Origin of the sequence: Azospirillum sp. OGB3 (assembly GCF_014192915.1) — a bacterium.
Lineage (GTDB): Bacteria > Pseudomonadota > Alphaproteobacteria > Azospirillales > Azospirillaceae > Azospirillum.
Genome location: NZ_JACHYN010000002.1, coordinates 219,343 through 245,595 on the forward strand (window position 1 = coordinate 219,343; position 26,253 = coordinate 245,595).

Annotated in this window: 20 protein-coding genes; 10 read left to right on the forward strand and 10 right to left on the reverse strand. The window is 69.7% G+C overall.

Features of this window, described 5'->3' with window-relative positions; translation table 11 throughout:
• Positions 1 to 49 precede the first annotated feature (49 nt).
• Both moaA and FHW79_RS04940 read right to left on the reverse strand, forming a co-directional pair.
• Positions 50 to 1,075: a GTP 3',8-cyclase MoaA gene (moaA, locus tag FHW79_RS04935; RefSeq protein WP_183177915.1), complete on the reverse strand. Its 1,026-nt coding sequence runs from the start codon at positions 1,073 to 1,075 to the stop codon at positions 50 to 52.
• 197 nt (positions 1,076 to 1,272) lie between these two features.
• Positions 1,273 to 3,357, reverse strand: coding sequence for a 4Fe-4S binding protein (locus FHW79_RS04940; RefSeq protein ID WP_183177916.1), 2,085 nt, complete (start codon positions 3,355 to 3,357; stop codon positions 1,273 to 1,275).
• A 183-nt stretch (positions 3,358 to 3,540) separates the two neighbouring features.
• Between FHW79_RS04940 and FHW79_RS04945 the strand changes: the two genes are divergently transcribed.
• A complete protein-coding gene (locus FHW79_RS04945) occupies positions 3,541 to 4,104 on the forward strand; it encodes a GNAT family N-acetyltransferase (RefSeq protein ID WP_183177917.1) in 564 nt (187 codons plus the stop codon).
• Here FHW79_RS04945 and FHW79_RS04950 read toward each other — a convergent pair.
• The 3 genes from FHW79_RS04950 to FHW79_RS04960 all read right to left on the reverse strand — a co-directional run bounded on the left by FHW79_RS04950 (position 4,101) and on the right by FHW79_RS04960 (position 7,801).
• Positions 4,101 to 5,975 carry a response regulator gene (locus FHW79_RS04950; RefSeq protein ID WP_183177918.1) on the reverse strand — a complete coding sequence of 625 codons (1,875 nt, stop codon included), beginning with the start codon at positions 5,973 to 5,975 and terminating at the stop codon, positions 4,101 to 4,103. The two genes, FHW79_RS04945 and FHW79_RS04950, sit on opposite strands and share 4 nt — an antisense overlap.
• Before the next feature lie 97 nt (positions 5,976 to 6,072).
• Positions 6,073 to 6,555 carry an MmcB family DNA repair protein gene (locus tag FHW79_RS04955; RefSeq protein WP_183177919.1) on the reverse strand — a complete coding sequence of 161 codons (483 nt, stop codon included), beginning with the start codon at positions 6,553 to 6,555 and terminating at the stop codon, positions 6,073 to 6,075.
• Positions 6,556 to 6,667: 112 nt separating this feature from the next.
• Entirely contained in the window at positions 6,668 to 7,801 is a 1,134-nt protein-coding gene (locus tag FHW79_RS04960) for a HAMP domain-containing sensor histidine kinase (RefSeq protein WP_183177920.1), read from the reverse strand.
• Positions 7,802 to 8,254: 453 nt separating this feature from the next.
• On the opposite strand from FHW79_RS04960, the gene FHW79_RS33210 reads away from it, so the two are divergent.
• The 4 genes from FHW79_RS33210 (at position 8,255) to FHW79_RS04980 (ending at position 15,441) form a co-directional block, all read left to right on the forward strand.
• On the forward strand, positions 8,255 to 9,706 hold the full coding sequence (locus FHW79_RS33210) for a hybrid sensor histidine kinase/response regulator (RefSeq protein WP_348984044.1): 1,452 nt from the start codon (positions 8,255 to 8,257) through the stop codon (positions 9,704 to 9,706).
• Positions 9,707 to 9,947: 241 nt separating this feature from the next.
• A complete protein-coding gene (locus FHW79_RS04970) occupies positions 9,948 to 12,188 on the forward strand; it encodes a CHASE domain-containing protein (RefSeq protein WP_183177922.1) in 2,241 nt (746 codons plus the stop codon).
• Between the two features lie 632 nt (positions 12,189 to 12,820).
• Positions 12,821 to 14,218 (forward strand): bifunctional enoyl-CoA hydratase/phosphate acetyltransferase, encoded by a 1,398-nt coding sequence (locus FHW79_RS04975; RefSeq protein ID WP_183178301.1) that lies wholly within the window; start codon positions 12,821 to 12,823, stop codon positions 14,216 to 14,218.
• Between the two features lie 14 nt (positions 14,219 to 14,232).
• Positions 14,233 to 15,441: an acetate/propionate family kinase gene (locus tag FHW79_RS04980; protein WP_183177923.1), complete on the forward strand. Its 1,209-nt coding sequence runs from the start codon at positions 14,233 to 14,235 to the stop codon at positions 15,439 to 15,441.
• Between the two features lie 90 nt (positions 15,442 to 15,531).
• On the opposite strand, the gene FHW79_RS04985 is transcribed toward FHW79_RS04980, so the two are convergent.
• Complete coding sequence (locus FHW79_RS04985; RefSeq protein ID WP_183177924.1) at positions 15,532 to 15,888, reverse strand: hypothetical protein; 357 nt, start codon at positions 15,886 to 15,888, stop codon at positions 15,532 to 15,534.
• Positions 15,889 to 16,319: 431 nt separating this feature from the next.
• Here FHW79_RS04985 and FHW79_RS04990 point away from each other — a divergent pair, with 431 nt between their 5' ends.
• Positions 16,320 to 16,760, forward strand: a complete 441-nt coding sequence (locus FHW79_RS04990) for a CBS domain-containing protein (RefSeq protein ID WP_183177925.1) — start codon at positions 16,320 to 16,322, stop codon at positions 16,758 to 16,760.
• A gap of 58 nt (positions 16,761 to 16,818) precedes the next feature.
• Here the strand turns inward: FHW79_RS04990 and FHW79_RS04995 are convergent, their stop codons facing one another.
• Entirely contained in the window at positions 16,819 to 18,093 is a 1,275-nt protein-coding gene (locus tag FHW79_RS04995) for a hypothetical protein (protein ID WP_183177926.1), read from the reverse strand.
• Positions 18,094 to 18,271: 178 nt separating this feature from the next.
• Here FHW79_RS04995 and FHW79_RS05000 point away from each other — a divergent pair, with 178 nt between their 5' ends.
• Positions 18,272 to 19,429 (forward strand): DUF3095 family protein, encoded by a 1,158-nt coding sequence (locus FHW79_RS05000; RefSeq protein WP_183177927.1) that lies wholly within the window; start codon positions 18,272 to 18,274, stop codon positions 19,427 to 19,429.
• Here FHW79_RS05000 and FHW79_RS05005 read toward each other — a convergent pair.
• The gene (locus FHW79_RS05005; RefSeq protein WP_183177928.1) at positions 19,423 to 19,872 is read right to left on the reverse strand and encodes a YccF domain-containing protein; all 450 of its coding nucleotides are present in this window, start codon (positions 19,870 to 19,872) and stop codon (positions 19,423 to 19,425) included. The two genes, FHW79_RS05000 and FHW79_RS05005, sit on opposite strands and share 7 nt — an antisense overlap.
• 232 nt (positions 19,873 to 20,104) lie before the next feature.
• Between FHW79_RS05005 and FHW79_RS05010 the strand changes: the two genes are divergently transcribed.
• Positions 20,105 to 20,665 (forward strand): hypothetical protein, encoded by a 561-nt coding sequence (locus FHW79_RS05010; protein WP_183177929.1) that lies wholly within the window; start codon positions 20,105 to 20,107, stop codon positions 20,663 to 20,665.
• A 212-nt stretch (positions 20,666 to 20,877) separates the two neighbouring features.
• A complete protein-coding gene (locus tag FHW79_RS05015) occupies positions 20,878 to 21,648 on the forward strand; it encodes an alpha/beta hydrolase (protein WP_183177930.1) in 771 nt (256 codons plus the stop codon).
• 28 nt (positions 21,649 to 21,676) lie between these two features.
• Here FHW79_RS05015 and FHW79_RS05020 read toward each other — a convergent pair whose 3' ends face one another.
• Both FHW79_RS05020 and FHW79_RS05025 read right to left on the reverse strand, forming a co-directional pair.
• Positions 21,677 to 22,339 carry a response regulator transcription factor gene (locus FHW79_RS05020; RefSeq protein ID WP_183178302.1) on the reverse strand — a complete coding sequence of 221 codons (663 nt, stop codon included), beginning with the start codon at positions 22,337 to 22,339 and terminating at the stop codon, positions 21,677 to 21,679.
• Between the two features lie 247 nt (positions 22,340 to 22,586).
• Positions 22,587 to 23,276, reverse strand: a complete 690-nt coding sequence (locus FHW79_RS05025) for a response regulator transcription factor (RefSeq protein ID WP_014241248.1) — start codon at positions 23,274 to 23,276, stop codon at positions 22,587 to 22,589.
• A 562-nt stretch (positions 23,277 to 23,838) separates the two neighbouring features.
• Between FHW79_RS05025 and FHW79_RS05030 the strand changes: the two genes are divergently transcribed.
• Complete coding sequence (locus FHW79_RS05030) at positions 23,839 to 26,178, forward strand: UvrD-helicase domain-containing protein (protein ID WP_183177931.1); 2,340 nt, start codon at positions 23,839 to 23,841, stop codon at positions 26,176 to 26,178.
• Positions 26,179 to 26,253: the final 75 nt, after the last annotated feature.

The window sequence follows — 26,253 nt, forward strand, 5'->3', positions numbered from 1 at the left end:
ACTCACCCTCCCCACGCCTGCGGCGCGAGGGCGCTCGGCTGCGGGCGGATCATCCCCCGGTCACGCTCATGTGGCGGGGGACCGCCGGTCCCTGGTGGCGGCGGTCGATGATGAAGTCGTGGCCCTTGGGTTTGCGGGCGATGGCGTCGCGCACCGCCTGGACCAGCAGCCCGTCGTCGTCGCTGAGGCGCAGCGGGGTGCGCAGGTCGGCGGCGTCCTCCTGGCCCAGGCACATGTAGAGGGTGCCGGTGCAGGTCAGCCGCACGCGGTTGCAGCTTTCGCAGAAATTGTGGGTCAGCGGCGTGATGAAGCCGATGCGCCCGCCGGTCTCGGCCACCCGCACATAGCGGGCCGGGCCGCCGGTGCGGTAGTCGATCTCGTCCAGCGTCCAGCGCTTGGCCAGCTCCGCCCGCACGAGGCTGAGCGGCAGATACTGGTCGAGCCGCGCCTCGTCGCCGATCTCGCCCATCGGCATGACCTCGATGAAGGTCAGGTCGAAGCCCTGCTCGCCGCACCAGCCGACCAGCCGGTGGAACTCGTCGTCGTTGACGCCCTTCAGCGCGACCGTGTTGATCTTGACCTTGAGCCCCGCCTCCTTGGCGGCCTGGAGCCCGCCCAGCACCTTGTCCAGCCGGCCCCAGCGGGTGATCGCCTGGAACTTGTGGGGGTCGAGCGTGTCCAGCGACACGTTGATCCGGCGCACCCCGGCCTCCACCAGATCGCCGGCATACTTGAACAGCATCGTGCCGTTGGTGGTCAGCGTCAGCTCGTCCAGGTCGCCGGCCTTCACATGGCGGCCCAGGCTGTGGATCAGCTCGTGGATGCCCTTGCGGACCAGCGGCTCGCCGCCGGTCAGGCGCAGCTTGCGGGTGCCCAGCTTGACGAAGGCGGAGCAGACGCGGTCGATCTCCTCCAGGGACAGCACCTCCGCCTTGGGCAGGAAGCTCATGTCCTCCGCCATGCAGTAGACGCAGCGGAGGTCGCAGCGGTCGGTGACGGACACGCGCAGATAGCTGACGGTCCGCCCGAAAGGATCGACGAGCGGGGCGGCGGCGGTCGGCGGAACGGTCGTCATCGTCAGGCTTCTCCCCAAGGGGGTCCGTGTCAAGCGGTCCGGGCGGCGATTATGAGGCCGAACCCGATCCTGATATATAGGTCCGAGTTGCGGATTTTTCGCCACCTGGAATTTCAGGCGCAGGAGACCACGGAGCGCGGCGCCGGGACTTGACGGGGATCAAATCCTGGCGGCGCGGATGGCTCCGGTGGCCTCGCTCAGTGGATGCTGCCGCCGTCCGGGTCGCCGCTTTTGCTGTTCTGAGCCAGTTCCCGCTCGCGCAGATAGTCCTCGGTCGTGCGCGGCGCGCGCGGCGCACCCAGCGCGAAGGGCGAATCGCCCCGTTCGAACTGGTCCACGACGCGACAGTCGCCGCACATGCGCATGCGGTCGGCGGCCTCCGGCGTGGCGAACATGGCGTGCCGTCCGGCCAGCACCGCAACGATCTTGTCGATCGAGGACTTGGTGGCGAAGGGCTTGCCGCACTTGACGCAGCAGAAAGGCTCCTCCTCCTTCAGCACCCTGGCGCCGCGGGCGCTGTCGCGGAAATCGATCTCCGGGACCAGGGCGATGACCTTCTCCGGACAGGTCGTCTTGCACAGGCCGCACTGCACGCAGGCATCCTGCGAGAAGGACAGCATCGGCTTGTCGGCGTTGTCGAGCAACGCCCCGGTCGGACAGGCGCCGACGCAGGACAGGCAGAGCGTGCAACCCTCCACCATCACCTGCACCCGCCCGAAGGGCGCGCCCGGCGGCAGCGGCAGGACCTCCACCGGCTCCGGTGCCACCTTGTGCAGGTGGCGCAGCGCCAGCATGGTGACGGTGCGCTTGCCGCCCATCGGCAGGAAGGCGCCGGGGGCGGGGGCGTCGCCGCGCGGCAGGCCCCACAGCTCGGCGGCGACCGCGTCGGGGTCCTGCGCGTCGATGATCGACACCCGGCCCGAGCCGTAGCCGAGCCCGGCCATGGCCGTCTCGGCCAGACCGATCTGGCTGGCCAGCCCCGCCGTCTCGCCGGCGTTGCCCGGCCCGACGAGGACGCGCACCCGCGCCGCGCCATAGGCCAGCGCCGCCGCGAACACGTCGAAGCCGAGCTGCGTCACCTCGTTCACCGCGAAGGGCAGGACACGGGCCGGCAGGCCGCGCCCGTACCGCGCGATCAGCGAGATCATCTCGTCGCCGTGCCGCGGGTCGTGGACCAGCAGGACCGGCTCCGTGCCGCCGGCCTTGGCGTAGCTCGACAGCAGGGTGCGCAGCCGGTCGTAGACGGTCTGGAGCGGCGGCAGGGCATAGGTGCTGGCCCCCGTCGGGCAGACCGACGCGCAGGAACCGCAACCGGCGCAGATGTGCGGGTCGATCGCCACATGGTCGCCGTTCGGCGTGATGGCGCCGGTCGGGCAGACCTCCAGGCAACGCGTGCAGCCGGTCTTGCGGCTGCGCGAATGGGCGCAGAGGTCGGCCTTGAAGTCGATGTAGCGCGGCTTCTCGAACTCGCCGACCAGATCGGCGGCCTCGAACACCGCCTTGGCGACGGCGGCCGGGCTGTCCGGGTCGGGGCGCAGGTAGCCGTCGCGCTTGCCGTGCGCGGGGAACAGCGGCGCGCCGCCGGTCAGGTCCACGATCACGTCGCAGCGCGAGGCGGCGCCGTGCCGCGGCTGTTCGAAGCCCAGCACGGCGCGGGACGCCGGAAGGGCCGGTGCGTAGTCGTCCACCACGATCTCGAAGTTGCCGAGCCAGCCCTTGGCGGCGCGGATGGTGCCCTTGAACACCGGCACGTCCATGACGCGCGGCGGGGCGACGTCCTTCGGGGACTTCAGCAGCACGGTGACGTCCAGGCTGCCGGAGAGCTGCCGGGCCACCTCGATGGCGCGCTCGTCGGTACCGTAGACCAGCGCGGTGCCTTCGGACGCCAGGGTGATCGTGCCGGTCGGCGGGATGTCCATGGCCGCCTCGGCCAGCAGCGCGGCGATCTTCGGCCCGGCCAGCGCGCCTTCGTCCGACCAGCCGGCGCGCTCGCGGATGTTGGTGAAGGCGAGCGCGGCGTCGGGATTGTCGGCGTTAAGATTGTCCTGGGCGGCGATCTCCGCGAACAGTGGGGCCTCCTGGGTGCAGGCGACGAGCAGCGGGGCGCCCTCCGCCACGCGCGCCTCGAACCGGTCGAGCTGGGTGCGGCAGAGCTGGGTGGCGACGGACAGGTCGCCCTCGGCCCCCGCCGCGGCCCCGCAGGACCTGGCCAACGCCTTGCCGTCGAGCGCCATGCTGTGGGCGCAATCGCAGACGAGCACCGTCCGGCCGTTGATCTTCATCGCTTCCAACCCCTTGCCCTGAAAAAACCTGCCCTGGAAAAAAACCTGCCCTGAGAAGCCCTGTTGCGAACAGCGCGTTCCAGTTCTGTACATATCGGCTGGGTGGCACGGTTGCGACTGCAAAATGCGTGCGGCAGGATGGCCGTCCCGCCAATCTCCAAGCCTTTTCGGATTCGACGCTCCATGACCAGCACCGCCATCGTCCGCGACGCCCGCATCGGGGACGTTTCCGCCTTCCAGCGGATCTACGAGCACCACGTCCTCCATGGCGTCGGCACCTTCGAGGAGGAGCCGCCCGACGCGGCGGAGCTGGAGACGCGCTTCCGCGCCATCGCTGGCGCCGGCCTGCCCTGGCTGGTCGCCGAGCGTGACGGGGTGATCCTGGGCTACGCCTACGGCAGCGCGTACCACGTCCGGTCCGCCTACCGCTTCACCATCCAGGATTCCGTCTACATCGCCGAGGAGGCGCGCGGCCAGGGGCTGGGGCGCCTGCTGCTCCAGGCGCTGATCGACCGCTGCGCGGCGTTGGGCTACCGCCAGATGGTGGCGCTGGTCGGCGGGGCGGAGAACGCCGGTTCCATCGGGCTGCACGCCGCGCTGGGCTTCCGCACCTGCGGTGTCGTCGAGGCCGTGGGATTGAAGTTCGGGCGCTGGCTGGACGTGGTCATGATGCAGAAGGACCTGGGGGCGGGGCGGTCGGACATTCCACAAGGCGCCGGGCCGAGCCAGCCGGTGGCGGTGCGTTAGCCGCCGCTCCACCGGTCCAAGGCGGCGAGCGCCGGAGGAACGGCGGCGTCCAGCGCGCGATGCAAGGCGTCGGGATCGCCTTCGCCGCTGTCCAGGGCGCGTTCCAGCGCCTGCGCCGCGCCGCGCAGCGCCATGCAGCCGTAGATGCCGGCCACCCCGGCGATCTTGTGAGCCATCGCTCCGGCGGTCGCCCGGTCCCCGGCGCTCCAGGCCTGCCCGAGCGCGGCGTGGTAGCCGCGCAGCGTGACGAGGGTGTTGGTCACCAGGGTGGCCACCCGCTCCGCCGGCAGATGCTCGCGCATCTGGCGGATCGCGTCCTCGTCGAACACGGGAAGGCCGGCGGTGGCCGGCACGCCCGCCTCGGCCGATTCCATGGCGGAGCCGGTGGACAGTCGGTCCAGCAGGGCGTCCAGCGCGGACAGGCGCAGCGGTTTCTCAAGGACGGCGTCGGCCCCCGCCGCCCGGCAGCGCTCCGCGGCGTCGGGCAGCGCGGAGGCGGTCAGCGCGATGATGCGCGGCCCCGCCGCCGCGCTTCCGGCGCCGTCGGGAAGCGCGCGGATGCGGCGGGTCGCCTCGACCCCGTCCATGCCCGGCATCTGCATGTCCATCAGGACAAGGTCGTAGCGCTCCCGCGCCGCCGCCGCCAGGGCGGCCCGCCCGTCGCCCGCCACCGTCACCTTGTGACCGGCGCGGCGCAGCAGAATGGCCGCGGCCTGCTGGCTGACCGGCTCGTCCTCCGCCAGAAGGACGCGCAGCGGGGGCGTTTCGGGCCCTGCACCGCTCCGCTCCGCCGGGCCGGGCCGGGCCGGGTCGGGCTGGGGCTGGGCGGGCCGGGGGGCGCGGGCCCGCGCGATGCCCAGGCCTGCCGCGAGGACCGCCAAACCGGCGACCAGCCCGACCCCGGCGGGGGCGGCGGACAGCTCCGCCGCAGACCGGTGGAAGGATGCATCCCGGTCCCGCAACCCGTCGCGCAGGGCCAGCGCGCCGCGCCCGGCCCGCAGGGCGAGGTCCGTGGCTGTATCGCGCAACAGCGTGGCGATTCCCGCCGCCCTGGCGGTCAGCGCTTCGTGCTCCTGCCGCAAGTCGAAGACGTTCTGCTCGTCCATTCCCAGCGCGACGAGTTGGCGTGCGGCGTCGGCACGGCGCGGACTTGCGGCGTCGATCGGTAGATCGCTCAGAGCGTCGAGCAGCGCTCCGGCGGCTTGGCGGAAATCGACCCGTGCCGAGGCGGCCTCCAGCGTTGCCGTCATGCCCGCGAGCAGCCGCAGGGCCACTGTCTGCCGCGAGTCGTCGATTCGACGCAGCGCGTCGCCGTCCGGCGGTGACGTGCGCGATGCGGCGAGCGCCGCCGCCAGGGTTTCGCTGCGGACCGCCACCTGTTCGGTGAGAGCCTGGAGACTGCGCTGCACGGCCAGACGGCGTTCCACCGCGGCGTTCAGGTCGTCCGCCTCTGCGCGGATGGCCATGGCGGCGAAGCGCAGCTCGGCCTGCCAAGCCCGCGGCAGCCCGTCCAGCGCGGTGCCGAGCTGCTGCGTCCTCTGGCGCAAGGTGTTGTGGGCGGTCAGCCGGCGCTGGGCGGTGCCCGCCGATTCCAACTCCGCCGCGCTGGAGGACAGGCCGGCGGCCTGTTCCGCAACGCGCATGAGGTCGAGCGCCTCGTCCAGGCTGCGCGCGGCCTGGCCGCGGGCGCGGGCGTCCATCTCGGCCAGGGCGAGCCAAACGGAGCCGCCGGCACCGGCGCCGGCCAGCAGTGCCGCCAGGGCGAGCGCGCCAATCCATGGAGCCCCGATCCCGAAGGCGTCCATCCTCCGGTTGCCGTTCCGATGGTGCGTTTGCGCCGCGGCGGCTGGCGCGGCGTCCTGTGCGTGCATGTCCGCCCGCCCGTTCCCGTTCGTGGCGCAGGTTACACCGGCTTGGAGAGGCTTTGCCATGGAGCTTCGATCGGACCGGGTGGTCGCGCCGGGGCACTCACACCGGCGAGGTGTCCTGTGTCCAGGACGGGTCCTCGATCCGGTGCAGGCGCCCGGCCCCGGTGAGGGCGGCGCGAAGAGTCAGGGCCTTGCGCCGCGCCGGCGCCAGCCGATGCTCCGGGGCCTCGCGCAGGATCTCCGCCCCGTACGCGTCGGCGACCATCAGGCCGCAATCGTCCGGAATCAGTTCCATCGGAAAGGCGTCGTCCACCGCGAAATAGAAGGCGTCGCACCAGTCCCGGTATTCCGGCCATTTCTGGTCGGAGCGGAAGTCGGCCACGCAGCTTTTCACCTCGACGATGACGACGGTGCCGGCGCCGTCCATGGCCAGGACGTCGGCACGGCGTCCGCTGGCCAGCCGGAACTCCGCCATGCTGACGAAGCCGCGCGCGGCCAGGGCCCGGCGCACCCCGCGGAAGATCGGGACGGCGCCGCTCGCCGGGATCGCCGGCTCCTCGCCTCGCAACAGGAAATCGACCATTTGAAGCAGAACGGTTCAGGAACAAAGCGGCACAATGACCCGGTTTGGTGCCTTTGCCAAGGAACTTTCGCCACGTCCGGGCCGCGCGAAAGGGGCAGGGGCGGGAGCCGGATCAGGCCAGGCCGTGCGGCCCCACGTGAGAGGCGGCATGGGGCAGGCTGCGCCGCGGTGGGAACATGAGGATGGCGGTCGTACCGGCGCCGGGCTCGCTGTAGAGGTCCAGCCGCCCGCCGTGCATCTCCATCAGCCGCTTGACCACGGGCAGGCCGATGCCCGTCCCGGTGGCGCCGCGGGGAACGGCCATGTCGGCGCTTCCGAAGGGTTCCAGGACGCGGGCCATCTCGTCCTCGGCGATGCCGGCGCCGGTATCGGCGACCATCAGCCCGATTCCGCCGTCCGGCATGGGGCTGGCCGACAGCATCACCTGACCGCCCGAGGGAGTGAACTTCACCGCGTTCGACAGCAGGTTGGTCAGCATCCGATGAAGCGCCCGGGCGTCGCCGTAGAGCAGGGGAAGGTCGCCGGAAAGATCCTCCCCGATGTCCACGCCGCGGGCCGCGGCCTTGTCGCCCACCTGGGCCAGCGCCTGACGGGCGGCTTCGGCCACGTTGATGGCCTCCTCCTGCATTTCCGTTCGCGTGGTCTCGCTCTGCGACAGATCGAGGATGCCGTCGATCAGCGACAGCAGATGCGTGCCGCTGGCGTGGATGTCCGCGGCGTAGCTGCGGTAGCGCGGGGAGCCGAGCGGGCCGAAGGTTTCCGCCAGAAGCACTTCGGAAAAGCCGAGAACCGCGTTCAGCGGGGTGCGCAACTCGTGGCTCATGTGCGCCAGGAATTCCGCCTTGGCCCGATGGGCGCGGTCCGACTCCGGCACGGCGGGAACCTCGGAGCCAAGTTCGGCGAGGGAGACGCAAACGGTCGGCGCCGCGTGGCCGGCACCGGACGGGAGCGTATCGAGAGAGGCGGTGTCGAACGGGGTGGCGGCGATCCGCCAGCGCGCGCCGCCAGGCGCGACCACCAGGCGGCGCACCGCTTGCTTTTCCATCAGGCACTCGGCCAGACAGGCGAACAGGCCGGCCTCCTCGCCATCCTGGAGATCGTCGGCGCGCAGGCGGCGGCCGGCCAGGGGATGCCCGAACAGCCGCTCCGCCGCGCGGTTGGCCGTCAGCCACTCAAAATCGTCCAGGGCGCCCCTGTCGTCAACGATCGCGGCCAGCACGCCGACGCCATCGGCGAGTGCCGCCATGGCCGCGCCCACCAAAGCATCGTTCGCCAGGAGGTCACCGGTGGAACCGTATCCGCCCGCCTTCCGACCATGCAAGATCGCAACAGGGTCCGCGCCAGCCGGCGTTGCCGCCTCCGGTTGTCGGTCGCGGAAAGGGGTTTCGGTCGCGGCATCCATTGACCGCATAGTCGAAAAATTTTGAGAAACATGCAATCGACAAATTGCGACAACCTCTGTCGTTACTAGGGCGTCCCAAGGGCTTCTCAGTGGCTTTTCTTGACTTTTATATAAAAATACGTTTAATTGTTCTCAGGGCCAGCGGCCGCCAACGCCGTGCCGGGCGCCATGCCGAATAGTCCTGTCGGTGATCGGACGAACGGTGGGCTTGATCCTGGGCGCCGCATCCGTAGCCTGTTCGCCAGCGACCGCTCCGGTCGCCAGGAAGCCGCGTGCATGCAGTGGGAGGCGCCGCCCGTGACGAGCGAAGGAGCTTATCCGTATGGCGTGGGACGGCATGGCGCGGTCCTGGTCTTTGACGCCGACGACCGGCTGATCGCCTGGAACGAGGCGGCGGAGGCGCTGACCGGCGCCGGCCGCCTTCTCACCCAGGGCGCCCTGCCGGAAGCGCTGGCGCCGCTTTTCCGCGGATTGCCGCCCGGCCACACCGTTACGGACTGGCCGCTCAGCGGAGGCGGCTTCGTCCGCCGCACCGCCGGCGACGATGCCACGGCGGGCGGTGCCGCAACGGGTGGCGACCTGTCGGGCCGCCTGTTCGCCGCGGCCAGCCACGATCTGCGCCAGCCTCTGGCCGCCTTGTCGCTGCTGCTGGGGGCCTTGGAGGGGCGCCTGGATGGGGCCGTGGGGGGCGGCAAGGGCTTGCCGGGGCGGGGCGGGGCGCTCAACGACCCGGCGGCGCGCGATCTGCTGAACGCCATGGGCAACGCGGTGCAGTCGATGCGCGGGATGGTGGACGGGCATTTCGACCTCGTGCGGCTGGAAGCCGGTCTGGTGCAGCCGGACATCGGGGCGCCCGTGGTCAACGGCATCCTGACGCGGATGGCGCTGGACGCCGCCCCGCGCCTCGACGGGCGGGGGCTGCGCTTCTCGGTGCTGCCCTGCTCGGTGCGGGTGGCCACCGACGCCTCGCTGCTCGAACGCATCCTCCAGGGTTTTGTCGCCAGCACCCTGCGCCACACCGAACGGGGGCGGGTCGTGCTCGGCTGCCGCCGTCAGGGCCCGGATCTGCGCATCGAACTGTGGTCCACCGGTCGCGGCCTGCTGCCCGATCAGCTGCTCGCCCTGCGGGAGGAGTTCCGGCGCCCGGACGGGGCGGGCGACCCGTCGGTGATCGACCTCGGCCTGCGGCTCGCCTGCGGGCTGGCGCGCCGGCTGGGGCACCGGCTGGAGGTGGAGTCGACGCCCGGCCGCGGCACGATGCTGGCGGTGCTGGTGCCTCGGGCGGCGGACGGCGCGGACGAGCCGCCGCCCGCGGCGGAACCCGGCCCCGCCGATGCCGCCCCCGCTCCCGTCGCGGACGTCAGCCGCGCCCGCGTGCTGGTTATCGAGGACGACCCGATGGTGCTGGAGGCGCTGGGCGCGCTGCTCGGCCAATGGGGCTGCGCGGTGGTCGCCGCGGACTCGGTGGACGCCGCGCTGGAGCGGCTGGGTCCCGGCCCGCAGCCGCCCGACCTCGTCATCTCCGATCTGCGTTTGAAAGGAGCGATGAACGGGATCGTCGCCATCCGCCAGATCGGCAAGGCGCTCGACGCCACGCTGCCCGGGCTGATCCTCACCGGCGACACCGACCCGATGCGTCTTCGCGAAGCCCGGCTGTCCGGCTATCCCTTGCTTCACAAGCCGGTGGCGGCGATGGCGCTGCGCGGGGCGGTGGCGCGGCTTCTCGGCCGTGAGCGGCTGAAGTCCTGAGAAGGTTTCGGGTCGCTGTCAAGGCCGAAGCGCGCCCTGCGCTTTGTATTGCAGAATTGACATAGAGTTGGGTCGCAATCCCTTTGAAAACGACAATCAATAGTCGATCGTCCTTGTGTTTTCGCCGGAACAGACTATCCATTTGGGAGGATAGGGGCTTTTCCATTATCGAGGCGTGGGGGCGCTTGCTATAGTCGGATGATCCGACGATTTTGGTGAAAACGCCGTTGGGAACGGGTGCATGCCGCTGCTGGACAGAAGGAGGAGGGGCTCGTTTGCGGTTCCGGTGCTGGTCGCCGCGGGCCTGACGCTGACTCTGGGCGCCTTTTTCCAGATGCGCGTGGCCAATCGCGAGGCGGAGCGCACGCAGCACGAGCGGCAGTTCGCGCAGTTCCATGACGCCCTGACGGAGCGGATCGGCAGCCACACGCTGCTGTTGCGGACGCTGCGCTCGGCCTTTTCGGACTCCCGCCCGGCCGACCGCGACGGCTTCGCGGCGGCGGTCCGGCCGATCATGCCGCTCTATCCCGGCCTGTGGTCGGTCGCCTGGGTAAGCCGGGTGTCCTCGGCGGAGGTTCCCGCGCTGGAGGCGGCGATGCGGGCCGCCGGGCGGCGGGACTTCACCGTCCGGGACGCGGACGAGACGGGAGGCGCTTCTCCCGGCACGGCCCCGGCGGCCTCCCATGGCGATCTGTTCGTCAACACGCTGGTGGAGCCGGAGCGCGGCGGCGCCTTCGGGCAGGGGATCAACATCCTGTCCCTGCCCAACCGGGCGGAGGTGCTGGCGCGGGCCTGCGCTTCGGGCGACCTGACGGCGACGGAGGCCCTGCCGCCGCGTCAACGGGGGGAGGCCGGGCACAGCATCGGCCTGTATCTTCCCGTCTACCGCTACCCCGTGGACGAGATGGACGGGGCCGACCGCTGCGCCGAGGTCGTCGGCTACGTCGCCTCGGTCTTCGGCATCGCCCGCCTTCTGGAGGAGGCGGGCAACCGCGTGGACGGTCTGCACGGGGCCGTGCACCTGCTCGACGGGCCGGCGGGGGACGGCGGGCGCATCCTGGCGTCCCGCGACCTCGACGCCCTGTCCGCGAGCCGGGAGGGCGTTCCCTTCAGCGACATCCGCAAGGATGGCGATACGGTGATCGAGCGCGATCTGCTGATCGGCGGCCGGCGCTGGACCCTGGCGCTGGCGATTCCGCCCGAGCCGGGGCTGGCGCCGGTGGATTACCCGGCCTGGATCGTCCTGGTGATGGGGCTTCTGCTGACCGGCGCGCTGGCCGGCTACACCCGGCGCGAGGCGCAGGCCAAGCGCCTCCTGGTGACCGAGGCCCGCGCCCGCGCCGCCATGGCCCGCGCGCTGCGCGAAAGCGAGGAGCGGTTCCGCATGGCGCTGCGCCATTCGCGCGTCGCCGTCTTCAGCCTGGACCGCAACCTGCGCTACATGTGGATGTACAACCCGCAGACCGGGCGGGCGGCGGAAACCTTCATCGGGCGGACCAACGCCGGCATCCACGCCCCGGACGACGCGGCGCGGCTGGACGCGGTGAAGCGCGCCGTGCTGGACACCGGCATCGGCGCCCGGCAGGAGGTCCGCATCGGCGCTGCCCCCGGCCCGGAGCAGGTGTTCGACCTGATCGTCGAGCCGCTGCGGGACGAGACCGGGGCGGTGTCGGGGGTGATCTGCGCCGCCATCGACATTTCCGACGGGGTGCGCATCCGCGAGGCGCTGGCCGAGGCCCATGCCGAGGCGGAGCGGGCCAACCGTGCCAAGTCGCGTTTCCTCGCCGCGGCCAGTCACGACCTGCGACAGCCCTTCCAGGCGATGAGCCTGTTCCACCACATCCTGTCCGCCCGCCTGTCCGACGGCAAGCAGATGGAGGTGGCCGACAAGCTGGGGGAGGCGATTGCCGCCGGCAACACGCTGCTCAACACGCTGCTCGACACCTCCGCGCTGGAGGCCGGCAACGTCAAGCCGCGCCCCACCGTGTTCCCGTTCCAGGACATCGCCGACCGGCTGAACCGCGAGTTCGCGGAGCAGGCGGCCAGCAAGGGCATGGTGCTGCGGATGGTCCCGACCTCCGCCTATGTGCTCAGCGATCCGGTGCTGCTGGAGCGCATGGTGCGCAACCTGCTGGTCAACGCGCTGCGCTACGCCGGGACCGGGACGATCCTGCTGGGCTGCCGGCACCGCGACGGCCACGCGCTGGTCGAGGTGTGGGACACCGGGCCGGGGATTCCCGCCGATCAGCTCAAGCTGATCTTCGACGACTTCTACCGCTGCGGCACCGACCAGCGGGACAGCGGGCGCGGGCTGGGGCTGGGGCTGTCGATCGTCCGGCGCACCGCGCAGATCCTCGGCCATCAGGTCGATGTCCGGTCGCGCGTGGGCAAGGGCACGGTCTTTTCCATTGCCGTCCTGATGCTTGGCGACCGCCACCATCCGTTGCCCGAGGAGCCCACCACGTCGGCGGCGAGCGCCTGACCCTCCCGCCATGCGCGCGGCGGGTGTGTGCGCCGCAAAATCGGCGGGGATGGGTGGGCTCCCTTAGTCGGTTTCCCACGAAAATCCCGATGAACCGCCAATCCTGCGCTTCACCGCGCAAGGTCTTGCCATGCTGCGCCTGCTCAGTGATACAATGCTGCGCACGCGGATTGTGTTGCCTTAAAGTAAGCGGATGCCGTTTTCCAACCGCTTGACATAGGTCATGGGGCGACACTTTGGGCCGTCGTAAGACCGTGACGGAACGACCTTTCCGCCGATCGGCAAAGACGGGCGGCGTGGGGTGCGGCGAGGCGGCAGGATCGGTGGCGACGGAAGGGTGCGACATTGTTGCATCGCAACGGAACCGCGAAATGCGCCACCCTGTCACATCTCTTTCATGGTGCCACGTTATTCAAGGCACCCCGAACCGGCTCTTGGCGGGCGGCCCTATCCGGGCCGGCCGCACCAGGGGCCCAACAAGAAGGCCGCGGACGACAGGGCGATCCGCAGGCCGGGAGGATTCGGCCCGGGTATCATGCGATTCCGAGCCGCTATCCGATTGAGGAGCTTCTCCAATGGACCGTGTTACCGCGCCCGCCACCCCCGACTTCGGCAAGAACGGCTCATCCGCCATGATCGAGAACGTCACCTTCGAGGAAATCCAGATCGGCCAGCAGGCAAGCCTGTCGCGGCGCCTGACCATGTCCGACATCGAGCTGTTCGCCACGGTGTCCGGCGACATCAACCCGGCGCACCTCGACGAGGAATATGCGGCGGACAGCCTGTTCCATAAGGTGATCGGCCACGGCATGTGGTCGGGCTCGCTGATCTCCGCCGTTCTCGGCACGCTGCTGCCGGGTCCGGGGACGATCTATCTGGGCCAGGACCTGCGCTTCAAGCGCCCGGTGGGCCTGGGCGATGTCATCACCGTGACGGTCACCGCCAAGGAGAAGCACGGCGAGAAGAACATTGTCGTCTTCGACTGCGTCGCCCGCAACCAGGACGGCAAGGAGGTCGTCTCCGGCCTCGCCGAGGTGATCGCGCCGACCAAGAAGGTCCGCCGCGCGGCGCACGAGCTGCCGCAGGTCCAGGTCATCCGGCACGACGGCCATGACGAGCTGCTGGGCAAGACGGAAACGCTGCCCCCGGTGCCGACCGCCGTCGTCCATCCCTGCGACGAAAGCTCGCTGAAGGGCGCGGTCGAGGCCGCCGAGGCCAACCTGATCGACCCGGTGCTGATCGGCCCGGCCTCCAAGATCAAGTCGGTCGCCGAGGCCCACGGTCTGGACATCAGCCGCTACCGCATCGTCGACGTGGCGCATTCCCACGCGTCGGCCGAGACCGGCGTCCGGCTGGCCCGCTCCGGCGAGTGCGAGGCGGTGATGAAGGGCAGCCTGCACACCGACGAGCTGATGGCCGAGGTCGTCCGCAAGGAGACCGGCCTGCGCACTGGCCGGCGCCTCAGCCATGTCTTCGTGATGAACGTGCCGACCTACCCGCGCACGCTTCTCATCACCGACGCGGCGATCAACATCTACCCGACGCTGGAAGACAAGGTCGACATCGTCCAGAACGCCATCGACCTCGCCAAGGTCCTGGGCGTCGAGACGCCGCGAGTCGCCATCCTGTCGGCGGTCGAGACGGTGAACCCGAAGATCGCCTCGACCCTGGAAGCCGCGGCGCTCTGCAAGATGGCCGACCGCGGCCAGATCAAGGGCGGCATCCTCGACGGCCCGCTGGCCTTCGACAACGCCATCAGCCTGGAGGCCGCCCGCACCAAGGGCATCGTGTCCGAGGTCGCCGGCCAGGCCGACATCCTGCTGGTGCCCGATCTGGAGGCCGGCAACATGCTGGCCAAGCAGCTCTCCTTCCTGGCGAACTCCGACGCCGCGGGCATCGTCCTGGGCGCTCGCGTGCCGATCATCCTGACCAGCCGCGCCGACAACGTCCGCACCCGTCTGGCGTCCTGCGCCGTGGCCGTCCTGGCCGCCGCCGCCCGCCGCCGGGGCGCCGCCGCCGCGGCCGAGTGAGAGGGGGGCTTGTCATGAGCAGCCAGAACGCGGGTGGCGGCAACGCCATCCTGGTCATCAACGCCGGCTCCTCCAGCCTGAAATTCTCGGTCTTCCGGGAAAGCGGGGAGGGGGGGCTGCGGGTGACGATCAACGGCCAGATCTCCGGCATCGGCACCGAGCCGAAGTTCGAGGCCAGGGACGCCGCCAAGCGCCCGCTGACCGAGCGGGTCTGGGCGGCGGGCGAACCGTCCGACCGCACCGCCCTGCTGGCCTTCCTGCTGGAATGGATCGAAGGGCGGCTGGACGGGGCGAAGCTGCTGGCCGCCGGCCACCGCGTCGTGCACGGCGGCACCCGCCACGCCGCCCCGGTGCGGCTGACCCCGGCGGTGATGGAGGAGCTTGAGAGCTTCATCCCGCTGGCGCCGCTGCACCAGCCGCACAACCTTGCCGCCATTCGCGCGCTGGCCGAGGCCCATCCGGAGTTGCCGCAGGTCGCCTGCTTCGACACCGCCTTCCACCGCGGGCAGCCCTGGCAGGCGCAGATGTTCGCCATCCCGCGCGAACTGACCGACGAGGGGGTGCGCCGCTACGGCTTCCACGGCCTGTCCTACGAATACATCGCCCGCCGCCTGCCGGAGCTGGCGCCCGAACTGGCCGACGGCCGCGTCGTGGTCGCCCATCTCGGCAGCGGCGCCAGCATGTGCGCCATCCACGCCGGGCGCAGCGTGGACAGCACCATGGGCTTCACGGCGCTGGACGGGCTGCCCATGGGCACCCGCTGCGGCAACATCGATCCCGGCGTTCTGATCTACCTGATGCGCCAGAAGGGCATGGGCGCCGACGCCATCGAGAAGCTGCTCTACAACAAGTCGGGGCTGCTCGGCGTGTCGGGCCTGTCCAACGACATGCGCACCCTGCTGGACAGCGAGGACCCGCACGCCGGGGAGGCGGTGGAGCTGTTCTGCTTCCGCATCGCCAAGGAGACGGGCGCGCTGGCGGCGTCGATGGGCGGCATCGACGCCCTGGTCTTCACCGCCGGCATCGGCGAGCGCTCCGCCCCGGTGCGGGCGCGGGTGGGCGACAAGCTGGCCTGGCTCGGCGTGGTCCTCGACCCGGCGGCCAACGAGGCCAACGGACCGCTGATCTCCGCCCCGACCAGCCGCATCCCCGTCTACGTCATCCCGACCGACGAGGAGCAGATGATCGCCCTGCACAGCCGCAAGGCGCTGGAGAGCGCCTGATCCGCGGCCCTTCCGCTGAGGCTCCCAATGAAGAAGGCCCGCCGTCGTGACGGCGGGCCTTCTTTTTTGCGGGAGGAGGGCGGTCTGGGTTTACAGACCTTTCCAAAGCTTCAGATATTCGATCAACTTGCGCGTGTGGAGCGGCGGCGGCTGGTGGAAGCGGGCGACCAGGCCGGCCTGCTCGTCCATTTTCACGACGACGCCCCGGCAGGCGAAATCCGAACTTTCCTCGCCGAGTCGGAAGAGGATACGGAAGTCGAACTGCTGTTTGGCGATCAGGTCCCCGTCATAGGGGCGGATGCGGAAAGATCCGAGGACGAATTCCTCCGGCACATATTCGTGACTGTCGATCCGGATGGTCGGGGGATCGGCGGGGCGTTCCTTGGCGGAGGACGCGGAAGCCGCGGTGGATTTGCCTCGTCCGCTCAATTTCGACAACCACGACATGGCGGCGCAGGCCCCTTCCAAACGACATCGTGACAGAACTGCAATTGTCCGGAGTTTCGGACCTATTTCCTTTAATAATGGTTAAGGGTGATTTGCCGAGGCCAAAGGTCTGATTTTTCATGCCAGAACCGTCGCCATCGGCCAATGGTGAGGGGTTTTGTCGCATGTTGCGTCGTCATGGCAACCATGACGTTGCTTGGTGGCGGCTGCGCTCGTCAAATTAAGGGAAAGTCATTACCTTTTTAAACACTTGATGAGAAGGTCTGTGGGCAAACCTCGCCCATTCCGTCATTTCGCAGTTGCGGTATTTTCTTTGCACCCGAAAATGGACGGCGAAAAGAGACGCGAGCCAAAGGCGCGGCGCGGCGGTCAGCTCAATAAAAACAGCCGCCGTGGTCTTCCGGAACACCCGCACTTGGAGGAGGAAAGCCATGATGCATCGCAACATCGGAGATCTTTTGAATCGCCGCCGCGTGGTCAGCCTTCCGGCGGGTGCGTCGGTGCGGGACGCCGCAAGGCAGATGAAGGCCGCCCATGTGGCGTCCGTCGTCGTCACCGCCTCCATCGACGAACAGATCGAAGGCATCTTCACCGAACGCGATCTGACCGACCGCGTGGTGGCTGACGGGCTGGACCCGGACCACACCCCGCTGTCGGAGGTGATGACCCCATGCCCGGTCACCGCGGCCCACGACATCACGGTGGGCGAGGCGTTGCGCCGAATGGCCGATCATGGCTTGCGCCACCTGCCGGTCGTCCGCGACGGCCGCGTCATCGGCGTCCTGTCGATGCGCGATTTCCTGGGCGAGGAACTGATGCTGATCGAGCACGAGCGGGAGATGATGGACAGCCTGACCGAAGTCATGATGTGACGGCGCCCGGCGCCTTCCGCGCCCGTCCGGGCGGCGCGGGAGGCGCCGGGCGGTCCCGTCACCCCAACTTCTTCAGGGCGGTCTCGACCTTGTCGATCTTGGTTTCGGCCTTGGTCAGGGCGGCGTGCGATTCCTTCAGCCCGTCCAGGGACACCTTCGCCTCGGCGAGCAGCGGGCCGAAGTCGGGGTCCTTGTCGGAGACCATGGCCGGGAAGGACTTGCGGGTGCCGGTGATCTCGTTGGCGGCGGCGAGGATTTCCTTCTTCGCCTGGGCGGCCTGCTGGCGCACCTGGGTGATGTAGAAGGTGGCCGTCTTGATCGACGCCGCGCGCTTGTCGTCCTCCGCTTCGTCGGCGACCATCTGTTCCTGCTGCGCGCGGTCGGCCTGACCGCCGACGTCGCGGGCGATGTTGTCGTAGAAGGCGTCGGCGTCGCGTGCCCGCTTGGCCAGCTTGCGGCAACTCGCCAGATAGGTGGCGCGCAGGTCCAGGGCGCCCTTCAGCGCCTGGGCGGCCTCCTTGACGATGCCGGCGGCCTCGGCGGCGGCCTCGGCGGCGTCGTCCTTCAGCTGGTCCAGTTTCATGACGATGGCGTCGGCGCGATCGAAGGCCCCCTGGGCCGGGTCGCGCCCGCCGTGCTGCTTGGGGTCGAGCTTCATCTTGGCGACGGCGGCCTTGGCCTGGGAGAACAGCTTGGCGGCCTGGACGGCGGTCGCGGCAACCTTCTTGGCCTGGGCGTCCACCGTCTTGGCGGCGGTCTGAACCGCGGCGGCCTGAGCCTTCGCCTCCTTGGCGTTGCCCGCCCCCTGCGCCTCCAGCACGTTGCGCAGCGCGAGGTCGGCGTTGGCGGCGGCCTGATCGAGCAGCTTGATGTCGGCGTTGGTGGTCTTCAGCAGCCCGTCGATCTGCACCGCGACCTTGTCGGCGATGGCGCGGGCGGCCTTGCCCTGCTCCTCGACTTCCTTGGCCTTCTCCGCCTCGGCGTCCTCGCGCATTTCGGCGATGCGCTCGTTGACGGCCACGCCGGCGCGGCGCCCGATGTCGTCCAGCGCCTGCCCGAGCTTCTTCAACTCCGCCGCGATGGTCGCGACGCCCTCGGCCTTGGCCGACTTCTCCAGCGTCGTCTGATAGGCGGTGGCGCTCTTCACATAGTCGAGCAGCGCCTTTTCCAGCGCCTTGGCGTCGCTCTTGCCCAGGGCGGTGTCGAGCGCCTTGGTCACGTCCTCCAGCCCGGACTTGTGGAAGACGCCCATGAATTTGGCGCTCGGCTTCTTCTTGCCGGTGGCCGTCTCAAACGTCGTCTTGGCGGATTTCCAGTCGCTCGCGAATCCCATGGCGTTCCTCCCCGGATTGGACCGCGGAACGATGGGCCGGACGGGTCGGGCCGACAATCCGGGATGCGTCCATTGCGGATGGGTTCGGAGACCGAACCACGGGGGTGATTCACAGGGCGCGGGCCGGGGCGTAGACTGGGGTGGTCCGTTCCCGGAACCCGCAGGCGTGAGGAAGGCGATGCTTCTGCCGTCCATCCACGATTTCACCGCCGAAGCCGCCGATCCCGCCCATTACGCGGCGCTGGACGGCGACTGGTCGCTGGCCGTCGCCGACGTGGTGGCGAGCACCCGTCTGGCCGGGGAAGGGCGGCATCGCGATGTGAATTTCGTCGCCGCCGCGGTGGTTGCCGTCCTGTCCGAGGCAGTGCGGGAGCCGGAGCAGGCCCCCGCCTGCCAGTTCGGCGGGGACGGCGCCATCGCCGCGGTTCCGCCGGGCCGCCGGGCGGCGGCGGAGCAGGCGCTGGCGGCGCTGGCCCATTGGGCGACGACGGAGATGGACGTGCCGCTGCGCGTCGGCCTCGTGCCGGTGCGGGCGCTTCTCGACGAGGGGCTGGAGGTTCTGGTCGCCCTGCAGGATTTCGGCAACGGCGACGCCTTCGGCCTGTTCCTGGGGCGCGGGGTCGCCGCAGCGGACGCCTGGGTGAAGACCGACCCGCGCTGGCGGCTGGAGCCGCGGCCCGGTCCGCTGACCGGCCTGGAAGGCGTGTCCTGCCGCTGGAACCCGGTGAACAGCGGGCGCGGGGTGATCCTGTGCGTGATCGTCGACCCGCTGCCCGGCGGCGGTCCGGGATTGTCGGTTCTCGCCCGGGTCCAGGCCGACATCGAGCGGATCGTGCCGACCGTCACGGCGGCGCCGCTCGGCATGGGCGAACGGCTGGCGGTGCGCTGGCCGCCGTCCTGGCGGTCGATGTGGCTGGAGGCGCGGACGCGCCCGCGCGGGCGGCGGCTGGCCTGCGTCCTGTCGCTTCTCGGGAAATCCGCCCTGCTCGCCGCTTTGCTGGGGGGCGGCTGGCGGCTGGCCGGCTTCGATCCGGCCCGTTACCGCCGCGGCATGGCCGAACGGTCGGATTTCCGCAAGTCGGCGGGCGGGCCGCGCCTCGTCCTCGACGTGACGGAGGCGGAGGCGGAAGCCATCGAAGCCATGCTGGCCGACCACGCGGCGGCCGGGCGCATCCGCTACGGCACCGCGCGGGCGGCGGCTTCCACGGTGACCTGCCTGGTCGGCGACCTCGCCGCCGACCGGCACGTCCATTTCGTGGATGGGGCGGACCTCGGCTTCTGGAGGGCCTCGGTCATGCTGAAGCGGATGCCGGAGCGGGCGCCGTCCGTTCAGTAGCTCCCACGGCTTAGCAGGCGGCGGCGGGATTCCGCCTCGTCCACCGTGACGATCTCGGTGCCGACCGGCCACAGGGCCAGCAGGGCGAGCTTCAGATGCGCCCAGGCAAAGGGCAGGCCGATGATGGTGATGGCGAGGCCGACCGCGGCCACGAGATGGCCGAGCGCCAGCCACCAGCCGGCCAGCACGAACCACAGGATGTTGCCCAGCGTGCCGAGCAGGCCGGTGCCGATGTCCTCGCGGCCACGGAACTCATCGCGGCGGACGGCGGTTTGTCCAAAGGGCAACAGGGTGTACCAGGCGATCGTGACGGCCGACCGCGCCCACGGAATGCCGACGATGGTGAAGACCATCAGGACGGCCGCGAGGAGCCATCCCGCGGCCATCCAGATGCCGCCGGTCACCACCCACAGGATGTTGAGAAGAAGGCTGAGGAAGGGCATCGGGTGTTTCTCCTTTTGCCCGCACATGTGGGGATGGCGGGCGGCTTCGCCCAGAGGAGGGATCGGCGAAAGTGGCGCATCGAAAGATTCACCCTCTCCCGGCTTCCGGCGGCTTGAATGCCCTCCGGAAAGGCCACAGATCGAAAGAGGGACCTTTGAGCAAAAAGCGGTTCCGCAGGGAACCGGGGTCCGCGCCGCACGCCATCCAGGGTATCACCGGATCGGAGGCCGCATGAACGAGGTCCAGAACCACGAAGAACCCACCGACGCCGCCGTCATGGGCGACGACGCCGAAAGCATGGCGCCGGTGGTCACCGCCATCCTTGGCACCGCCATCGCCGCGGCGGCCAAGCGCGCCGGCACCGCCGACGTCGCCCACGGGGTGATCGCGGGGTTGCGCCTGCTGCGCTCCGCCGCGGAGTCGGAGGCCGGCTACACCATGGGGGCGGCGATCGACACCGCCATCCGCACGCGCCTGCTGGTGGAGAACCTGTCGGCCCTGCGCACCACCGGCTCCGCCCCGGTCCCGGTGCCGTTGCCCGAGCCGGGACCGGGGGTGGCCATCGCGTCGGCCATCTTCGTCAGCGCCGCGGAATCCTGCCTGACCGTCAACGCCCACGCCGAGGACAACGGGCCGCTGGAGATGGCTGTGTTCGCCTTCTCCACGCAGTTGATCCAGCAGCTCGGCGGGTCGCCGGACTGGCGGGATCTGATGCGCGAACTGCACCGCCCGTCCGAGCCGCGCGACGACCGTCCGGTCGAGGCGCTTCCCGACGGCAACACCATTCACTGAGCGTCCCCAATTCTTGTGCGGATTCCGCCGTCAATCGCGGAACTGCACAACAATTGGGGTAAAAACCTGCGATTTTCGGGATTTGCGGCCACCGTTCGCGCCATTTCGGGCCTTTTTATGGTACGGGACAAGGCTGCAAACCCTCCATTAGGCTCCCTGTCAATCGGCGGAGACGATCTCCGCGACGTGTTCGGGAATCGGGGAGCGGAGCCTTGACCATACACAGCAGCGCCGGGCGGCCCGCTGGAGCCGCGTTCGGCATCGTGCCGTCGTCGCCGGGCGAGGCGCCGACCGCACGTTGCGGCGCATCGCGGGAGGTGGGGCCGGGCTGCCTCGTCGCCGGCGATCCCGCTGGGCGGCGGATCATCCTGGTCCATGCGGCGTCGAGCGAATCCCGGGCCTGGACCCGCCTGCTGCGCGCGGTGCCGGCGGGGCAGGAATGGGTGGCCGTGCCACGTCCCGATCCGGCGCCGATCAGCGGCGCTTCCCGCCTGCACGGCGGCGACCCCGGCGTGCCGGCGGCGGCGCTGCGTCCGCTTCTGGCGCTCCGCCGCTCACGCAAGCCGCTGCTGATCGGCTGCGGCAGTGGTGTGCCGGTGGCGCTGCGGGCCGTGCTGGATTTTCCGGAGCTGGTCGGCGGCCTTCTGCTGATCGACCCGATGACCGAGGAGACGGCCCGGCCGGGCGTGTTCCGCCGCATCGCCGCCCGCATTCTGCCGCCGGTCGTCCGCGACAGCGCGGCGGAGCTTCTGGCCATGGCGCCCGCGCTCGACGCGGTCCGCGTGCCGGTCACGCTGGTGCAGGGGAAGGATGTGCCGGACGGCTTCGCGGGCACGTCCTTTCTGGAGCAGCGCCTGACCGGCTGCCGCACCTTGACGGTGGTGACCGTTCCTGGTCAGCAGGTTCTGCCCTCCAAGCACGAATCGGCCATCCGCGGCGCTCTGGCCGCGTTGGTCGCTTCGGTGGAGCGGGGAGGGGCCTGAGAGGAACAGGCCTTGAAGGAGCGTCCGGTCAGAAACCGTTCGCGGTGATTGCGGCCTGGGTGCGGTTGCGGACGCCGAGCTGGCGCAGGATCGCCGTCACATGCACCTTCACCGTGCCCTCGGTCAGGCCTAGCTCATGCGCAATCTGCTTGTTGGACTTGCCGTCGCGCAGCCGGTTCAGCACGTCGCGCTGGCGCGGGGTGAGCTGGTCGCCCGCCCCATCGGCCAGGGAGCCCAGCGGGTCGGCATCGCCCGCGCCGTTGACGGTGTGCGGCGCGCTGTCGGTCGTCCGGTCGCCGCGGATCGCCTGTTCCGGCAGATAGACGCCGCCGGCCAGCACGAGCTGAAGGGCGCCCATCAGCACCTTCGCGCTGCTCGACTTCGGGATGAAGCCGGCGGCGCCGTTCTCCAGCGCGGCCAGAAGGTCCGACCGCTTCTCCGATCCCGACACCACGACCAGAAGCGCCTTGGGAAGCCGCTGGTGGATCTCGCCGAGCAAGGAGAAGCCGTTCCATCCCGGCATGCCGAGATCAAGAAGGATCAGGTCGAAGGCGATGGCGCCGTCGCACAGGCGGCGGACGTCGTCGAACGTCCCGGCCTCGTGAAACACCATGCTGTCGTCCGACTGGGCGAGCAGACGCCGCAGCCCGTCCCGGAACAGCAGGTGATCGTCGGCAAGCAGAACGTTCAGGGTCGGCTTTTCCGCGCTGTATTCCATGATGCTCATCGTGTCGGGGCTGCGATCCAAACAAATTCGGAGCGTATTGCCGAAATAGCCATCATCATTTCGAGGCGGAAGAGGGCCTTTGGTCCTATGGCACACCACTTATGGCGTGTCGCCGCAGCCAAAGCGGGTGCTCCGGACGCGACAACGCCGGCCGCGGGATGGCGCGGCCGGCGTTGTGGATGCCGGGAAGGCAGAACTGCAGGACGATGGATCAGACCACGTTGGCGCTGACCCCGGCGGCTTCCGCCGGCTGGTCGCCGATGCCGTTGTTCAGCGCCCAGATCGCCGCCTGGGTGCGGTTGGAGGCGTTGATCTTGCGCAGCAGGCTCTTCAGATGGACCTTCACCGTGGCCTCCGTGATGTGGAGGTGGTTGGCGATCATCTTGTTGGAGTTGCCGTTCAGCAGGCAGCGCAGGATCTGGATCTCGCGCTGGGACAGGCCCTTGCGCCGCGCCGGGACCTCGGTCGCCAGCTCTTCGCTGCGGCCGTTGATGAGCAGCTCGGCCAGGTGGGTGGGGAACACCTTCTCGCCCATCATCACCAGCTTCAGCGACTGCATCAGCGCTTCGCAGGCGATGTCCTTCATCAGGTAGCCGTGGGCGCCGGCGCCGAGCGCGCCCGACAGGCGGCGGGTGCACAGGTCGGTGGTCAGGATGACGACGCGGATGCCGGGGTGGCCGTCGCGCAAGGCGCGGAGCTGGTCGGCCTCGTCCTCGCCGCCGTTGATAAGGTCGATGAGGACCAGATCGGGCTGGGTGCCCGCCGCCTCGACCGCGGGGACGCCCTCGCGCAGGGTGCCGGCCTCGCCCATCACCTTGAAGGGCGTGTTTTCGAACAGACGCTTCATGCCTTCGCGGAAGAGCTTGTTCGCGTCGATCAGGAAAACGTTCACGGGGTCCATTGTTCCTACCCGCCCTCTGCTTGTTTCAATTCGGTCGTTCGTCTGGCGCCTCCGTGGACATCCGGTCCGGGGGGAGGGCCGCTCTCCGCGGCTGTCCGTTTGGTTCCGGGGTGCCACGATCTGATTGGACATTACCCCGGATTTGCGGAACAGAAAATTTCTCCAAAGGAAAAATTATGTCTCGCAATGGGCATATGCCCTAAGCCGAAATAAGACAAACCGTCCAAGGAACCGTTCGTGAATGTTCCGGGTGGAATAATCAATCGGTCCTGAATTCGCTCCGGCCTGTGATTTGTCTGTGACTGCGGGTGATTCTTGGGTTCCTATGGCCGATGTGACTTCGGGCGATTGTGATAAGACAGGCGCTATGGTGTCGGACATAGGGCGGATCGCCTCTGTCTCGGTCCATGGGCCTAGGTCCATGCCGATCGGCGGAGCCCCCCGGCCGTCCCGTCGAGGGAAGGGGTTCGATGCGCCGGGGGGCGTGCTATATACGGTGTCCTCTTTCGATGAAGGGCGTCTCCCGACCGCGGGGGAGCCCGCCCAGGAACTCCGGTGCCGCATGTCCGATCCCTACGCCTACGACGATCCGCTGGGCCATGATCCCCTCAGCCACGCGGGCGCCCCGGCCCCCGCGCCGGCGCAGCGTTTCGCCTATCTGGACGGGCTGAATCCCGTGCAGCGCGAGGCGGTCGAGGCCCTGGACGGCCCGGTTCTGGTGCTGGCCGGCGCCGGCACCGGCAAGACGCGGGTGCTGACCACCCGGCTGGCCCATCTGCTGATGACGCGCCGCGCCGCCGCCTTCCAGATCCTGGCGGTGACCTTCACCAACAAGGCCGCCCGCGAGATGCGCGAGCGCGTCGCCCATCTGGTGGGGATCGAGCCGGAGGGCTGGTGGCTGGGCACCTTCCACGCGCTGGCCGCGCGCATCCTGCGCCGCCACGCCGAGCTGGTGGGTCTGAAGTCCAACTTCACCATCCTCGACACCGACGACCAGATCCGCCTGATCAAGCAGCTTCTGGAGGCGGCGAACGTCGATTCCAAGAAGTGGCCGGCGCGGCAGGTGCTGGGCGTGATCGAGCGCTGGAAGGACCGCGGCCTGACGCCGGACCGGCTGAACGACGGCGACGGCGGCGACGTGGCCGGCGGGCGCGTGGTGGCGCTCTACCGCGCCTACCAGGAGCGGCTGCGCACGCTGAACGCCTGCGACTTCGGCGACCTTCTGCTGCACAACATCACGCTGTTCCAGAAGCACCCGGACGTGCTGGCGGAATACCACCGCAAGTTCAAATACATCCTGGTGGACGAGTATCAGGACACCAACGTCGCCCAGTATCTCTGGCTGCGCATCCTCTCGCAGGCCCACAAGAACATCTGCTGCGTCGGCGACGAGGACCAGTCGATCTACGCCTGGCGCGGCGCCGAGATCGGCAACATCCTGCGCTTCGAAGCCGACTTCCCCGGCGCCAAGGTGGTCAAGTTGGAGCAGAACTACCGCTCCACCGGGCACATCCTGTCCGCGGCCTCCGGCCTGATCGCCAACAACAAGGGGCGGCTCGGCAAGACGCTGTGGACCCAGGCGGACGGCGGCGAGCCGGTGCGCGTGCGCGGCGTCTGGGACGGCGAGGAGGAGGCCCGCTGGGTCGGCGACGAGATCGAGGCGCTGCAGCGCCAGGGCGTCTCGCTCGCCCAGATCGCCGTCCTGGTCCGCGCCGGCTTCCAGACCCGCGAGTTCGAGGAGCGCTTCATCACGCTGGGCCTGCCCTACCGGGTGATCGGCGGCCCGCGCTTCTACGAGCGGCAGGAGATCCGCGACGCGATGGCCTATCTGCGCGTCGTCAACTCGCCCGACGATGATCTGGCCTTCGAGCGCATCGTCAACGTGCCCAAGCGCGGCGTCGGCCCGGCGGCCCTGCAATGCCTCTATCAGGCGGCGCGCTCGCGCGGGATGCCGCTGACCGAGGCCGGCTGGGCGCTGACCGAGACGGACGAGCTGAAGCCCAAGGTGCGCGGCGTGATGCGCAACCTGCTGCAGGACTTCTTCCGCTGGCGCACCCTGTCGGCGACCATGCCGCACACCGAGCTGGCCCGGATGATCCTGGACGAGTCCGGCTACACCCGCATGTGGCAGGAGGACAAGACGCCCGAGGCGCCGGGCCGGCTGGAGAACCTCAAGGAACTCATCACCGCCATGGCGGAGTTCGAGAACCTGTCGGGTTTCCTGGAGCATGTCGCCCTGGTCATGGAGAACGCCGAGGCCGCCGGGGTCGATCAGGTCACGGTGATGACCCTGCACGGCGCCAAGGGGCTGGAGTTCGACATGGTCTTCCTGCCCGGCTGGGAGGAGGGCGTGTTCCCCAACCAGCGCGCGCTGGACGAGACCGGCATCGCCGGGTTGGAGGAGGAGCGCCGCCTCGCCTATGTCGGGCTGACCCGCGCGCGCAAGCGGGCCTACATCAGCCACGCCGCCAACCGGCGGCTCTACGGCAACTGGGTCAGCGCCATCCCCTCCCGCTTCGTCGAGGAGATCCCCGGCGGCGACGTCGAGGCGGAGGCGGCGAGCGGCCTTTATCCGGGCGGCAATGCCGGGGGCGGCTTCGGCGGGGGCGGGAGCTTCCGCGACTCGTCGAGCTACGCCGCCTTTCGCGCCGGCCAGCAGGCGGCGGGCCGGCAGCAGCCTCCGTCACCGCGCACCATCACGCTGGACAGCGGTTCCTATCAGGTCGCTCCGCGCGCCCGCCCGAACGCGCCCTTCCCGAAGGGGGCGCGGGTGTTCCATCAGAAGTTCGGCTACGGCACCGTCACGGCGGTCGACCAGGACAAGCTGGAGATCGACTTCGACCAGGCCGGCAGCAAGAAGGTGATGGACAGCTTCGTGGTGCCGGCCGAGAAGGCGGGCTGACACAGGCGGGATGGTCGGGGCAGGGTGACGGATTGCCGCAGCGCCCCGCCGCGGTGACGATCGTCACAGGCCGGG